Below are 14,364 nucleotides of genomic sequence, written 5' to 3'. Positions count from 1 at the left end.
TGATGAGCGAGGTCGGCTACTGTACGCTCGAGGATGTCCGCCGAGCCCTGCGGAAGGCCGACCTCCCGGGCGACATCCCACAGGACCAGCGGATCGCCGTCGACGCGATCACGGCGGAGACCGAGCCGCTGGAGAAGTCGCTCAAGCGACACTGGTACGCCGCCGACGGGGCCGACATCCTCACCGAGGCCGACGCTGTCACGATCCCGACGGCGCCGAAGACACGGGACGACGAGTACGACTTCCCGACCGGCGCCGCCCAGCTCGTCGGTGAGCCTGCCACGCCGAAGACGTCGCAGGGCGACTACGCGAAGATCGACCTCGACCGACGCGACGCTGAGTCGATCGCAGCGCTCCACGTCCGGACCGAGGACGGCACCTACGAGGACTGGGTGGCGAGCGACGACTACACCGAAGGGTCGTGGCCGCCGTCGGGGGAGGACTACTACCTGCGTGTCAACAACGGCGGCTGGTCGCGGCTCTACCTCGACACGACGAACTTCCTCAAGGAGGACGATGACGACGAGTACGTCCTCGACGCCTGGGCGAACGCGGTCTACGCGGAGTTCAGCTACGGACACGAGGGCATCCCGAGCAACGTTCGACGAGCGGTCGCGTTGCGCGCCGGCGCCGAGCTCGCCGAGGAAGCCGTCATCGAGATCCCGAGCAACGCGAGCGTGTACAATATCGAGACGAAGGCCGACGCGATGCGAGAGAAGGCCGACGAGCTGCTCGAAGTGTACCGATGAGTGACCGACTCAGAACGTCGGCCGCGACAGCAAGATTGCTATTGCTACCACCGTGGCGGCTGCAACTAAGCCCAGAAACCCGGCGACTTCAGGCCTCGCGGCAACCAGTCTGTCGAGGACGGCGAGTACAGTCACACCCACGAGCACGGCGCCACCGATCTCCTCCAAATCCTCGTTCATACACGAAATACGGGTGCTACTCTGAAAAAGAGTACGCCGAATCATGATTACAATCATGACTAGCAACACTACCGACGACGTCGACGACGGCGCGGTCACCACCGAGACCGACTACCGGTGGCGCTGGCTGTCGACGATCTGGGTGCTCGTCTACGGGCTCGGCTTCCCGGCCTGGGCGCTCACCGTCGGCACCGACGTCGGCGCCGCGCTGCTCAGCGCGCTCATCCTCGCGTGGGGTGGCACGGTCGTGTACGTCATCGGCCCCGAGAACGTCCGGGCGTTCCGCGAGCTCCGGAGCGGCACCAGCGAGGGCGACTGATGAGCTGGGAAGACGCTGCCGCCGAGGCCGCGCTCGACGAGGCCGCTGCGCAGTACCTCGGCAACGACGGGTTCATCTCGGGCGCCATCGAGGCAGCTCACGAGCGCCTTCGCGAGTACGCCCGCGAGTTCGACTACCGCATCGAGTCAGTCATCGACTCGCTCCAGGGCCCGGAGATCATCGAACAGTCCGACCGGCACTTCACGATCCGGTTCGGCTGGGACCACGAGGCGGCACCCTACCTCGAGTGGGGGACGTCCGACCACACGATCGAGGGCGACCCGATCCTCTCGTTCATCTGGGAGGATCGCCACAACCCGCCCGACTGGGTCGCCGAGGAGTACGAGCGTGAGGGTGGCGGCTACCGCGTGTTCCTCCCGGAGGTCGAGGTCGCCGGCGTTCGCGAGACGCGCTTCGCCCGACACGCACTCGACTGGCTACGGCGCGAGGTGGCGTCGTGACGGCGCCCGAGACGCAGTGGGTGTTCGACACCATCGCGTCGATCACGGATGGCACGCCGCTCGCCTGGGGTGCCGTGGCCGACGTCCCCGACGGCGCCGTGCCTATCCGTCGCGTCGACCGCAACGAGTCGGACATCTACGACGGCGCCGGCATCCGGAAGCGGAAGGGCGACCTCAAGAAGTCGAACTACATCAGCGCCGCGCTCGTCGACGACGACGAGTCGCACGGCGGGTTCGGCGACGAGTACAACGCCGAGGCGATCGTCTCGCTGCGCGTCGAGGGGCTGACCTGTCGCGAACACGGACACGTCGACCCGGACGGCGAGGACGGCATCGACTTCACCACCTTCTACCGGTTGGTGCGGGACGCGCTCCAGGCAGCGGACGAGCATCCGGCGGTCGCTGGGCGCGGCTACCACACCGTGTTTCTGGAGAACGGGACGAACCGGAGTCGCGACTACGCCGACTTCTACGACTACCGCGTCGACGTCCGCTTGACGGGCTTCGCAGACAGCTGATCCACCATGACACTCACAACCAACACGACTGACGGAGGCGGAGGTACAGATGACCAGCGGCGGTAACGTCGACGTCGCGTTCGTCCACGAGCCGGTCGGCGACTACGGCGGCTCGCCGTCGGACTCGCAGTACAAGACACCAGGGCGGAACGGGACGATCGACACGCTGGAGTTCGACAACGACGAGACCCGGCAGCGCAACTGGAGCAACGAGACGGAGGAGACGGTTGAGGGCGTCTTCGACGGCGCGTTCTCGCTGTCGTTCGAGGCGGTCGACCCGTGGTTCCTCAACCAGGTGTTCGGTCAGCCACCGACCGCCGGCGGCGAGTCGTCGGAACCCTACAGCTATACGTGGGAGTTCGTTCAGGGCGAGATGCAGTCGGCGCGATGGTACGTCGGCGCCGACCTCGTCAACGGCTTCGCGGAACGTGCGCTCTCGGGTGTCGTCTTCAACCAGATGGAGCTCGACATCTCCATCGGCGACCCTGTGGGCGTCTCCCTGACTGGCTTCTATGCCAGCGAGACACCGAACACGTCGTTCACGCCCGGCACGCAGCCGAAGGTGGACGGGACGCCGCTCATCTTCCACGGCGGGTCGATCAATATCCCGACGTCGACGGAGATCGCCCGGCCGCAGTCGGCGACGCTGTCGGTCTCGAACGGCGCCCGCCCGCAGCGCGAGTGGGTACGCGAGCCTGTCGCCGCTGTGATCGGCAACCCCGAGCCGACGCTGAACCTCAACTCGGTCGTCATGGACAGCGACCTGCTGGAGCTCGGGCTCGGCTCTGCTGACGGCCCGGCGACGACGGTCGACGGAGCGGCCGACGGCGAGCTCGCGTTCGAGTCTCCCGGTGCGAACGCCCTGCGCTTCCCGATGGAGGGGATCACCCACTCCACCTACTCGTGGGAGAGCATCGGAAACGCCGAGGAGGACCTCACCGACGGCAACGACCTCACCATCGACCGGCTGACAGCGGTCGCCGAGGCCGCGGCCGCGGAGGCCAAGTGATGCCCCGCGACGTCATCGAGCTCGACCTGGAAGAGGAGGCCGACCGCCTCGGCGACCGGCTCGACTCCATCGCGGAGGCCGAGGTCGCCGGCGAGATCACGTCGACGGAGGCCAAGCAGCTCGCCGGCGAGGTCGAACAGCAGATGTTCGCCCTTGAGGAGGCGCTCGACGAGTACGGCCCCGACGCGACGTGGTCGATCCGCGCGTTCACGCCCGGGGAGAAGGCGGAACTCACCGGCCTGATCAGTCGTGCGAAGGACCAGGCCGAGCGCGCCGGTCGCGACGTCGACGTCGAGGCGATGCTCGACAACTACTGGGCCGGCGCCGGCCTCGTCGAGGCACCGTTCCTCGACGCCGGTGCCGAACTTCAGGACCGCATCGCAGCCGTCCGGGACACCCCGTCGCCGTACCTCGCGGAGTGGATTTCCAACCGCGTCACCGAGGAGAACACCTTGGGAAACGGGCATCGGAAGAGCTACTCCGAGCGTGTCGCGGCCAAGAAGGGGGACGCGCCGGACGAACCTACCTCGGACGAGCCATCCTGATGTACTGCGGGTTCTCGCCCGCACAGTTCGACGAGTTCAGCTGGGAGGATGTCGAGCTTCTCATGACCGCGTTCCCCTACCTCCAGAACCCGCCCATCGAGGTGACCGACGGTGACTGAGTTCGAGACGCAGAACACCGTCGAGGTCATCATCGACGACCGGTCGCTCACCGAGGCCAAGGCCGACGTCGAGGAGGCGCTGTCGTCGGTCCCGATGGACGTCCAGGCGAGCGTCAGCGGCGGCGGGGGCGGCTCCGGAGGCGGCGGGGCGGCAGACGAGTGGCGCGAGCAGCACTCGCTCTCTCGTGAACGGAACAGGCTCCTCGAGGAGCTGGTCGACGCCCAAGAAGAGGGCAACTTCGACCGGGCTGCTCGCAGCGCTGGCGGCCTGCTCGGTGGCGGGGCGGCCATCCTCGGCGCTGGGGCCCTGCTCGGCGTGGGCGCGCTCTCGAGCGTGCTCTCGAGCTTCTCGTGGCCGGAGCTCCCCAAGCTGGAGCCGCCGGGCTGGCTGCCGCCGCGTGTTCCCGAGCCGGACTGGCACCCGCTCGATGTCGTCGAACCCGACCCAGTGCCGATCGAGCAGCCGGATCCGCTGCCCGTCGAGCAGCCTGATCCGGTGCCGATCGCGGACCCGACGTCGGCGCCGGCGAGCGACCCGCAGCCCGGCGGGACGTCGAGCCCGGACGGCGCGCCGGCGCCTCCTGACGACATCCAGCAGATCCAGGATGGGCCGCCACGGGCAGGCCCGACCACGTCTCCAGGGCTGTCAACCAAGCCCGCAGCTGACGAGGTCAGTAGTTCAATCGGCCTGCCAGAAGCCCTGCTTGGAGGAGCGTCTGCTGCTGCTGGGTTTGCTGGCATCAAGGCTATCCAAAATATTGGTGGCTCGGCAGCCGGTTCAGCGGCTTCCGGAGGCGCGTTCCTCACGCCCGAAAGCGTAGGAGTTACTGATCCAGGTGCGCTGAACCAACGGCGACAGGCAATAAATCAGCGAACGCCGGACTGGGCAAACCTCTCTGAAATTCCGGAAGACAAGTTCTCCGGATCTGTGTTCTCAGCAGAGGGACGTCAGGCCCAGGGGAAAGCTCTCCAAGACGCGGCGAGTCGTATCGAGGAGGCAATCGGTAGTCTCCTCGACGGGAACACCACCGACGACGACAACCCCCAACAGCGAAACGACATCCGCGTCGAGTCCAACGTCACTGTCGACGGGGCGACGCGTCAGGAGATCGAGCGTGCTGCCGAAGAGGCGAAGCGCGAGGCGCTCCGCAAGTTCAACCAAGAGATCAGCGGTCGCGTACGCTGATGGACTCTGACCTTCGAATTTGCGTCACATAGAGTGTCAGGATAAGAATTAATCCCCCCGCAATACCCAGCATCAGGTCTCCGCGAGAGTACGCAGTAACGCCAGCAACGATGGAGCCGAAAAGCCCCATCGTTTCTACGACCCACTCTCGCGGGTGTTTCCCGATCGCCATATCGGCGACGTCGTAGCGCGCTGATAAAGAGGTTCGCCCAGCGGACCGCGTCGATTCCATTCATATCCCATGACCGACCTACCAGTAGCCGACCGTATCGCCTCGATCTCGATCGAGGGCGACCCCGACGGCACCGGACGTCGCACCGCTCGCTTCGAGATGTTCACCGGCGGCGAGGAGGGCCTCAGCGTGAGCCAAGAGCAGCGCACCGAGATCAGGGCGACGCCCGGGTCGGCGCTGCTCGCGCTCGTCGACGGGACGATAGATGAGTTCGTCGACGCGCCGATCAACAAGGACCTCTTCATCAACCTCGGGAGCTCGCAGTTCGCCGTCACCATCGACTTCAACTCCTGGGAGGGCGCGACCGGCCCGAACGATAACCCGCTCCAGTGGGGCGACACGGGCGATCCCAGCAACTTCGAGAAGAGCGACGCCACGGGCGAACACCCGACGCGACAGATCGCGTGCCTCTTCTGGTGGCTGCGGAACACGCGTGTCTCCTCCGTGAGTGGTGAGCTCTTCCCCGGCGCCGGTATCTTCGGTGACGGCCCGGCGACGCTCCGGTTCGGACAGCATCGCGAGGGCGGCGTGTACGACCCGCTCCAGGTCGTTTTCGAGAACCCCGGCGCCGACTTCCCGGGGCAGTCGATGTCCACCTTCTCGGGATCGATCACCTGCGTCGAGGCGATCGACGCCGGCGACCCGATCGACGCCGTCGCGAGGGATACCCGATGACTCGCCGCTACTACCGCAGCGAGATCTCGGAGAGCAGCATCGCGAGCAACCGCCTCGACGCTTCCCGGGCGCGCCTCTCCCGGCAGGGCGTGCTCGGTGGGAGTGGGCGCGTGGAGCGCCTCTCCGGCGAAGCCTCGGACATCCGCCTCGACGTCGACTACCGGGGCAAGTACGCCGAGCGCATGGCCCGAGAGCTCCGAGAGATCCTCTCGTCGAACGACATCGAGGCCGCACCGTTCGCCGCGGTCGAGGAGTCCCAGCCCTCGGACGCGTACTACACGGCGGAGCTCGTCGACGACGAACCGGCGATGCCGCAGGCCGCCGGCGCGATCTCTGTCGGAGCGAACCTCACAAAGAAGGGCACGCAGAAGGAGCAGACGATCACCGTGGAGACGTCGCCGAGCCAGCCCGACCCGGGCCACCCGTTCGGGAACGACACCGACGCGATCGTCGGCATCCCGGCTGACGCCCGGCGCGTCCGCATCGTCGACTCGACGTCCCAGCCGACGCAGCGCGAGCGCCCGACGCCGGTCGCGACGGTCGAAGCGAAGCACGGCGCCGTCGATCAGTACGATGCGACTGCCGAGGCGATCGACGACCCGGTCTACCTCTACGACCTCGACTACCAGCTCCAGGGCGACGTCGACGCCGGCGTGTGGGACACGTACGGGCACGACTCCATTCTCGACGCCGACGACGTCGTCGCGTGGGGGCGCGTGTTCTCGACGAGTCACGACTTCGCCGGCGCCATCGTCATCGAGAACGGCCTGCTCCGCCTCACCATCGACGAGCCGACCACCGCCGACGCCACGGCCGCCCTCGAGACCGAGACGTACGACGCCGGCGCCGACACCTGGACCGCCGTCGACCTGCCCTCCTACGACGCGGACCTCGCGACCGACTGGCAGCCCGCCGACGTCGACCTGATGGACATCGGGCAGGCACGCGTCGCCGCACAGATCGAGTTCGAGGCCGTCGCCGGGACCAACGCCGGCGACGTCTATGCCGTCGACGTCGAGCTGGAGCGCGGCCGCGAGTCGCTGGAGGTGTGGATCCCCGGGAGCGTGAGTGAGGCAATCCCCCCTGATTTGGAGGCACTGCTCGACCCGATCGCGTCGACGAGCGTCGTGGATACTGGCGTCGAGCAGGGGCTTGTTGCGAGGGAGGAGGTGAGACTGTAGATGGCGTCGCAGACGTTCACCGCCGACGGGACGTTCACGGTTCCGTCGAACGTCAACGAAGTCACAATTGAATGCCGGGGGGGTCAGGGGAACGGACCATTTGGTTTCCTTCGCGGAACCGGCGGTGTTGTGAAAGGAACGCTAAACGTCTCTCCGGGAAATACGCTTTACGTTCGTATAAACGACGACGGCGGACTGGGTGCGGGAGGGGGCGGTGACGGCGGCGGTTCAGCAGACGTTCGTTTTGGTGGGACGGGACTTAACGACAGAATAGCAGTCGGCGCCGGTGCGGGGGCACAGGGCGGCGGGGGTCAGGCCGCTTCCGGCGGCGACGGGGGGGCTGATACGGGTCAGGACGGAGGGGCGGCAAACAACGCTTCGGAAACGGCAGGCAGCGGTGGGACGCAAACCTCTGGTGGCGGCGGCGGCTTCAACGCCGAGAGTGGTAGTTTCGGTTCGGGTGGCGACGGGTACATAGAGGGCGGAGGAGGCGGCGGCGGGTGGTACGGCGGTGGCGGCGGGTCCGAAAACTCCGGCGACGGCGGAGGCGGTGGCGGTGGGAGCAACTACGACGACGGGCTGACTACCGTCCAGACGAACCAGCGCGGCGGTTCGACCAGCCAAGAAGTCATAATATCGTACACACAGGCCCCCGAACCGCCAAACAATCTGACGCAGTCTGTCACCGGCGACGACACGATCGACCTGACATGGACCGAAAACACGTCGGCGGGCGACCCCGCAGACTACGACATACAGGTCAGCGAGGACGGCGGCTCGTACACGCAGGTCGCGAACGTAAGTAGTGCGACGATGACATATTCCTACTCCGCGTCGCCGTCGACGAACAGCCACCGCTTCCGCGTCCGGGCGAATAACAGCGCTGGCGCGTCGGACTGGTCCTACACCGACACCGTCTACACAGACCCGCGCTCGTTAACCGTCGACGCCGTCAGGGAGTCCGAGATTGACCTCTCGTGGACCGGCGTGCGAGACGCGGTCGAGTACGAGGTGCTGCGCGCCGAGTCGAGCGGGAGCGTCGTCTCGGACTATGCGCCGGTCGGGACCGCGGCTGGCGTCTCGTACACCGATGCCGGGCTGGAGAACGGCGAGGCGTACTACTACCGCGTTCGGGCGGTCTACTCGGGAACGGACTCGCAGCCGACGAATGAGGACTCCGGTACCACGACACTCCCAGATCCGACGCTGGACGCGATCGACGACACCGTTCTGCGGGAGTTGACTCTCGAGTACACGCTCCCCGACAACTCGACGGATGGTACGATGACCATCGAACGATCGGACGACGGCGGCTCGACGTGGTCGACGATCGCGACGGTGTCCGATCTCGCGTTGACATTGTACACGGACGCCGGGCTGCCCGACGGCGAGCAGTACACCTACCGACTCACTCGTTCCACCGACCACGCGAGCGCGCAGTCCGGCACCGCCACGGCCGTTACGGTCCTGCCCGCACCAACCAACCTCGCGCACCCTGCTGTGGGGGACGCTACTGTCGAGTACGCGTGGAGTGCGACCCACAACAACGGCTCAACGCGCGTTGAGTACCGCGAGGCGGGTGCGTCCGCATGGCAGACGTACGCGACGGTTAGCAATACCACGGAGTCGGAGACCGTCGACGGTCTGCTGAACGGGGAGGCGTACGAGAGCCGCGTCGTCGCGCAGACCACCCACGCCGAGACGGAGGACCAATAGATGCCATCGACGTTCACCACCACGCTACCCGACGAGGACCAGCCCAACCTAGGCAACGGCGTCGAGGACGAGGTCGCCGTCGACCGCGAGAGCGCCACGACGAACAACGGCTCCGTCCGCATCCAGATTCGCGAGACGGGGCAGTCGTCGTGGGACTCAAACGCGACCGGGTTCGGCGAGTTCGTCGGGGCGTTCGACACGCTCACGATGGAGTTCGTCGGGCGCGAGGACGGCGAGGAGTACGAAATCAGAGCACGGACCGAGACCGAACACCGCACGGGTGCGTGGACGTCGACGGTCTCGATAGTGACGATCTTCCCGGGGGCGACTGCGCTCGTCGCGACAGCCGCCGCCGAGACCACGATCGAGCTCTCATGGACTGACAACGCCGACAACGAGTCCGGCCAGGAGGTTATCCGCGAGCGGCGCGGCCCGGACGGCGACTGGTGGCCAGAGCGCGTCATCGACGACGCCGGCGTCGATGCCGAAACCTACGTGGACGACACGGTCCAGCCGGACACGGAATATCGCTACCGGGTCCGGCCGTTTACAGAGCACGCGAGTGCGGAGAGCGAGGCGGACACGGCGTCGACGCCCGACATCGGCCTCTCCCGCGTCCGTGCCCCGACGTCGGGGCCGTACGTCCAGATCGAAACACCGGAGCGAACGGCCCCGCTCACGCCGACGGTCGTCGACTACGACTGGTCGCCCGACGTCAATCAGCGCCCCTTGGTCGAGATCACGGTGCCCGAGTCCGACCGCTGGGAGTCGCTGAAGGGCCAACCGATGTGGGTGTGGATCGACGGGACGCAACTCCCGATCGACACGCTGGAGGGGACACGGACGGTCACCGGTGACGGCGGCTCGCGCACCGTCCTCGAGGGAACGGGGGCGTCGCAACTCGACGAGTACACCGACGACATCCAGTACGACGAGAAGGAGAATCACCTTGCCGGCGAGGAGCTGATCGACGTCCACACCGAGTACGCGAGCAACGTCGACGACCCGGCGACCGACACGCGCTCGGACGTGTTGATGCTCGCGGGGTCCGGGAGCTCGCTCGAGGACGACCTCCTGAACCCCCTCGCGCCCTCCGATCCGATCAAAGTGACGCAGCTCGACGGCATCTCTCGGCACCAGACAGGATGGTTCGTCGAGGCGGAGGACACAGACACGAACGCCACGATCTACCTCGCCGATCAGGAGGGCAACGACGGCGCGTGGTCGGGCAACCAGGCTATCCGGCTCGAAGTCCCCGGCGACGGCTACGAGTTCACGTTCCGGAACGACCACGAGATCCCCACGGGACAGCTCCAGTTCTCGCAGCTGGAGGCCGTGATCAACGGAGGCAACCCGGCGTTCGACATCACGCTTGACGGCGCCACCGTGGAATCGTACCCGTCGGATGCCCTCGCTGCGTCGGCTGATAAGTTCGACCTCGACTGGCGAAACGTGTCCAATCTCAACCCGGACAGCGCGCTCGCGCCGGGACTTCACACGGTGACCATCTCGGTCACCGCCTCGGGGTCGGACTCGGTCTACGTCGACTGCGCCCACGTCGCCGACGACCGCGACTCGTTCCTGTTTGACGACACGCCGCAGGATGAGATCCTCCAGGGGCCGGGCGAGTACCCGGGGACGGTGGACGTTGTCTTCGACGACATCGCGAGCGTCGAGCAGGTCATCGCCGGCACGCTCTCGGTCCAGATGTCGAACACCGAGAGCGGTCAGGCCGTCGCGATCTCGAACGACCAGGGTGACAACTGGATCGAGGCGCAGAACGCTGAGTCCGTCGCTGGTGACTTCGCGTCTGCCACGCAGCAGATCCGCGCTCGCGTGACGCTGTCAGGGTACAGTTCGGACCCGACGACGTCGCCGGCGCAGAACGACGCCGGGCAGTCCGTCGACGAGATCGAACTTCGGGCCGACCTCGAAGACACGCCGGTCCTTTTCGACAAGCAGTATCGGGACCGCCTCGAGAACGTGCTCGCGTCGATCGCCGACGACGGCCGGATGGTGTGGGAGGCGCGGCGTGACCCCAACGCCGACCCGCACGATCCGACCGGCATCATCATCGAGTGGACGCAGATCGGTCAGCGGACGCGGGACTCGGCGGCGCCGGCGACGAGGCTGGAGAAGCGCACCACCATCGAAGACGCCTACGAGCGCGTGGTCGTATTCGGACGGTCGAAGGGGCGAGAGGGCGAGGAGTTCTCGCAGGGAGAGAGCAGCTCGCTCACCGGGCTCGGCGATCCCTGGATCGTGCCGGACTCCGAGCGCATCTACGACTTGGATGACGACACTGTCTACGAGCGCGGCGAGGACTACCGGATGGAGTGGGACGTCGGTGGCATCGCCATCCTCGACGGTGGCGACATGTCGAAGGGAACTACGTACGGCGCCGACTACGAGTTCCGCTACCGCGGCGAGGCGACGACGCCCACGGTCGACCCCTCGGAGGCGCGGACGGTTGAGCGGAAGATCCCCGGGGCGACCTCAGACCGAGAGTGCGACCAGCTGGCGCTCTCCATCCTGAAGGACGTCCAAGAGGCGCAAGTCGAGGCGACGCTCACACTCGTCGAGCCGGCGCCGGACGTGCCGCTCGTCGAGGCGATCTCGCATCCCCGGCTGCCTGAAGGCGCCCAGGAGATCCGTGGAGTCGAGCGGTCGTCGACGTCGGAGCGCGAATACCGGTTGGAGAACCGGCGGACGGCTGGGGAGATCGTCGACGACCTTCGCGACGACTACGAGGCGCTCGCTGATTCTGTCTAATCCTCGTCGTGATCACGGCGATACGAGTATTTTTGATACTGTAATTTCACAACAAAGCCACATACGAAAGCGAAGAGGACAATGCCCGCCTCAAATAGGTACTCTCCCCGAATTAGGTTAACGTGTTCCTCAAGACCTACGACAGTGACTCCGAACGCGACGGTCGTACCTATTAGTATACTGGTGAATGTTATCACAAAATCGGCCAGCGTAATAGCCCAGTATGGGGGGAGCAGGAGAACTTTCTCATCTGTGTTTTTGAGCCAATCAGGCTTGCTAGACGAGTTTGACATTCATTAGTTTACATAGCTCCGTAATTTTAATAAGTTGTCATATATCGCGGTGGGCAGACCAGAAACTGCTACGCGCCCGAAATCACGAGTTCTACTCGTCACCTAAACCTTAGACGCAATCGCGGAAAGAGGCGGGGCTGTCAGAGGAGTGGTGGGAGGTTGTGGGTATGGTCCCGCCTCCAGCAGGGACGTTCTGTCCCTATCGCCGTTCCATCGTTCGATTATTGAATACGTTTTGATCTTCTCGCATTCCGGCAATCAGTGACAATGCTACACCACGTGTTCAACACCCTGAGACGCATCGCTGCCGACCCCATCGCGACTGCCGACCTCTGGGGACCGATCGTCGTTCCGCTCGTCGCGCTCGTACTGCTGCTCGCTGCGCGGCGGTACCTCGGCCGGTGGCCCGACCTCTGGCGCTTCCGACGTCGAGTGTTGCCGATCGTGGACCGGCTCGCCGACGGCGACCTCGACGAGGAGCTCAACGTCGTCGACGACCACGTCGACGTCGACCTGGAGGCCGCGGCCGACGCGCTTCCCGAGAAGACAGGGCTCCAGCTCAACACCCGGACACTCGTCGGGACGATCGACGCGGCGCCGGCCGAGGTTCGTAAGGAGCTCCGGTCGATGGAGCGCGTCTGGCCGGCGACGCTCGCGTCGATCCAGTACGACGTCGTCGACGGTGAGCGCGTGTGGGAAGTCGGCTCCTACGCTTACCGGCCGCAGGGCTTCCTCGGCGTCTGGCATTACCACGTCCGGCTCACGCCGACGGCTGACGGGGGGACGAGGCTGTGGGCACACTACGAGCGGTCGCCCTGGCGACAGCCCGTGCGGCACTACCGCGGCGACGGGTGGGATGCTGACCGCGGTGTGAGGGAGATCGTGTCGCTGTTCGCGAGCGATGAGCGGTTCGACCCAAGAAGCCAAGCGATAGGCACTCTGTAATCTCAACCTGATTCGCAAACGGTTCTTTAGGGCCTCTCGATGCTTCTAACCCCTGTTTTTTGCTGATGGAAAGGTTAATGGGATACAGTATCCTAAATTCAGCCGGAGACCATGACAGACGAAGGTGCGTCTCCATAAGCGGTCAGGCTAACAGCCTGATCAAAAAAGGGAACACTCGTCGAGGTTACTCGACGTAGTTCGTGACGACAACCGTCATCAGAACAGCACCTTCCGCATGGCCCGCCAAGACCAAGACGGTGCAACAGATGACGGTTGTCGCTTTTGTGGCTTCGCTCATGGTTGAGCGGCTTCAGGGTGGTTTCTATAGCGCAGTGAAGCCCTGCGCTCGCAGCCGTAACGGCCACTTGAGACCGCTCTGACACGACCTCTAACCCCGCTTGGCCGCCTTTACATATGAACCTCCGGTTCGGGGTGGACGTGGGACATTACCGCTCCCACCAGTCGCCGATCTCTTGCGCTTCGATGTCGACACTCGAGGAGACGCCACACGAGCAGTGGATGCCGACGGTACCGGGATGGGTTGTGATCGGCCCCTTCGTCTCGCCGCAGCCCGGGCACTCGACGTCGAAGGTCTCGGTCATAGAGCTCTCTAATCACGCCGGGATAACAAATGAGTCCCTTCTTGGTCGGCCTCCATGGCTGTAGTCCATCCACTCCGGCATCGCGAGTGTGTGGCAGTAACTGAGAGCTCTGCGCACTTCCTCATCGTCGACACCGACTTGTTGATACACGACCTCTGCGAGACGCGCATCAACTGATATTGCCTCCCAGTATTCTGTCTTGAAGATTGTCTCAACCGCAGGATCGTCACGCACTATCTCGAGTTCGTGCTGAAGGTTGGCCCAAGGCACGTCGATGGCACTTTCATCATCGACGTGGATGTGGTTGACATCGCGGAGCTGCTGGCGAACTATTTCTGGGGGTTGTGGTACCGGACGCATAACCTCACAAGGAGGTTAGAATAATAAAGTGTTCACCAACCATATGTCCTGTCTCAAGACTGTGTTAAATACAAAAAGACAGAAATGTGATATTCATTGTTTGAATCTCTAATGACTCTACAGACTTCTTCGCGTATAGCCACCACATCATGTGATTATTCTCAATCGGATAGAGAAAAACATTCTATAGCACTGTGTCATAGTGGTGAAGAATTGGGAATCATGGCTGACCGCAGCCTCCGGCACGAGGGTTTATAATAGCAAATCTGGCATCGGCTCACTTGTCGCCGGAATCAACCGGCGAAGTAAGCTATGAACGTCGAAAAAGCGGTAGATCTGTTCGGGACAGCAGTCGTGACTATCATCAGTGTTTGGACATTGCTCCAGATACTGGTGATCTTGTACTGAGCGCAGTGAAATAAGCCGGAGGAGGGGGGGTCAACGCCCCCAGTGGCCTTAGTAGAGAATCGCCGCCACCTGGACTACGACCCAGACGGCAACG

16 protein-coding genes are annotated in these 14,364 nt (G+C 64.7%); 12 read left to right on the top strand and 4 right to left on the bottom strand.

Features of this window, described 5'->3' with window-relative positions:
* The first annotated feature begins 2 nt into the window (after positions 1 to 2).
* Positions 3 to 749 (top strand): hypothetical protein, encoded by a 747-nt coding sequence (locus ACZ5KW_RS10080; protein ID WP_343777727.1) that lies wholly within the window; start codon positions 3 to 5, stop codon positions 747 to 749.
* 9 nt (positions 750 to 758) lie between these two features.
* On the opposite strand, the gene ACZ5KW_RS10075 is transcribed toward ACZ5KW_RS10080, so the two are convergent.
* Positions 759 to 929 carry a hypothetical protein gene (locus ACZ5KW_RS10075; RefSeq protein WP_343777726.1) on the bottom strand — a complete coding sequence of 57 codons (171 nt, stop codon included), beginning with the start codon at positions 927 to 929 and terminating at the stop codon, positions 759 to 761.
* 55 nt (positions 930 to 984) lie between these two features.
* Between ACZ5KW_RS10075 and ACZ5KW_RS10070 the strand changes: the two genes are divergently transcribed.
* The 10 genes from ACZ5KW_RS10070 to ACZ5KW_RS10025 all read left to right on the top strand — a co-directional run bounded on the left by ACZ5KW_RS10070 (position 985) and on the right by ACZ5KW_RS10025 (position 11,662).
* Positions 985 to 1,248, top strand: a complete 264-nt coding sequence (locus ACZ5KW_RS10070) for a hypothetical protein (protein WP_343777724.1) — start codon at positions 985 to 987, stop codon at positions 1,246 to 1,248.
* Positions 1,248 to 1,709 carry a hypothetical protein gene (locus ACZ5KW_RS10065; protein ID WP_343777722.1) on the top strand — a complete coding sequence of 154 codons (462 nt, stop codon included), beginning with the start codon at positions 1,248 to 1,250 and terminating at the stop codon, positions 1,707 to 1,709. The genes ACZ5KW_RS10070 and ACZ5KW_RS10065 overlap by 1 nt, the downstream gene beginning before the upstream one ends.
* On the top strand, positions 1,706 to 2,227 hold the full coding sequence (locus ACZ5KW_RS10060) for a hypothetical protein (RefSeq protein ID WP_343777721.1): 522 nt from the start codon (positions 1,706 to 1,708) through the stop codon (positions 2,225 to 2,227). Before ACZ5KW_RS10065 ends, ACZ5KW_RS10060 begins: the two co-directional genes overlap by 4 nt.
* Before the next feature lie 49 nt (positions 2,228 to 2,276).
* On the top strand, positions 2,277 to 3,236 hold the full coding sequence (locus tag ACZ5KW_RS10055) for a phage tail tube protein (protein WP_343777719.1): 960 nt from the start codon (positions 2,277 to 2,279) through the stop codon (positions 3,234 to 3,236).
* Positions 3,236 to 3,781, top strand: coding sequence for a hypothetical protein (locus ACZ5KW_RS10050; RefSeq protein WP_343777717.1), 546 nt, complete (start codon positions 3,236 to 3,238; stop codon positions 3,779 to 3,781). The genes ACZ5KW_RS10055 and ACZ5KW_RS10050 overlap by 1 nt, the downstream gene beginning before the upstream one ends.
* Positions 3,782 to 3,892: 111 nt before the next feature.
* Positions 3,893 to 5,086, top strand: a complete 1,194-nt coding sequence (locus ACZ5KW_RS10045; protein ID WP_343777716.1) for an MSCRAMM family adhesin — start codon at positions 3,893 to 3,895, stop codon at positions 5,084 to 5,086.
* A gap of 241 nt (positions 5,087 to 5,327) precedes the next feature.
* Entirely contained in the window at positions 5,328 to 5,993 is a 666-nt protein-coding gene (locus tag ACZ5KW_RS10040) for a hypothetical protein (RefSeq protein WP_343777714.1), read from the top strand.
* Positions 5,990 to 7,174, top strand: coding sequence for a hypothetical protein (locus tag ACZ5KW_RS10035; RefSeq protein WP_343777712.1), 1,185 nt, complete (start codon positions 5,990 to 5,992; stop codon positions 7,172 to 7,174). Before ACZ5KW_RS10040 ends, ACZ5KW_RS10035 begins: the two co-directional genes overlap by 4 nt.
* Positions 7,175 to 8,890 (top strand): fibronectin type III domain-containing protein, encoded by a 1,716-nt coding sequence (locus tag ACZ5KW_RS10030; RefSeq protein WP_343777711.1) that lies wholly within the window; start codon positions 7,175 to 7,177, stop codon positions 8,888 to 8,890.
* Positions 8,891 to 11,662 (top strand): fibronectin type III domain-containing protein, encoded by a 2,772-nt coding sequence (locus ACZ5KW_RS10025; RefSeq protein WP_343777709.1) that lies wholly within the window; start codon positions 8,891 to 8,893, stop codon positions 11,660 to 11,662.
* Here ACZ5KW_RS10025 and ACZ5KW_RS10020 read toward each other — a convergent pair.
* Complete coding sequence (locus ACZ5KW_RS10020; protein ID WP_343777706.1) at positions 11,659 to 11,955, bottom strand: hypothetical protein; 297 nt, start codon at positions 11,953 to 11,955, stop codon at positions 11,659 to 11,661. The genes ACZ5KW_RS10025 and ACZ5KW_RS10020 overlap by 4 nt on opposite strands.
* Positions 11,956 to 12,222: 267 nt before the next feature.
* Here ACZ5KW_RS10020 and ACZ5KW_RS10015 point away from each other — a divergent pair, with 267 nt between their 5' ends.
* A complete protein-coding gene (locus tag ACZ5KW_RS10015; RefSeq protein WP_343777704.1) occupies positions 12,223 to 12,900 on the top strand; it encodes a hypothetical protein in 678 nt (225 codons plus the stop codon).
* Positions 12,901 to 13,346: 446 nt separating this feature from the next.
* On the opposite strand, the gene ACZ5KW_RS10010 is transcribed toward ACZ5KW_RS10015, so the two are convergent.
* Positions 13,347 to 13,502: a hypothetical protein gene (locus tag ACZ5KW_RS10010; RefSeq protein ID WP_343777703.1), complete on the bottom strand. Its 156-nt coding sequence runs from the start codon at positions 13,500 to 13,502 to the stop codon at positions 13,347 to 13,349.
* A gap of 12 nt (positions 13,503 to 13,514) precedes the next feature.
* Positions 13,515 to 13,862 (bottom strand): hypothetical protein, encoded by a 348-nt coding sequence (locus tag ACZ5KW_RS10005; protein ID WP_343777702.1) that lies wholly within the window; start codon positions 13,860 to 13,862, stop codon positions 13,515 to 13,517.
* Between the last annotated feature and the right edge of the window lie 502 nt (positions 13,863 to 14,364).

Source organism: Halorubrum ejinorense, assembly GCF_055389685.1.
This window is presented reverse-complemented; position numbering and strand designations above follow the sequence as displayed.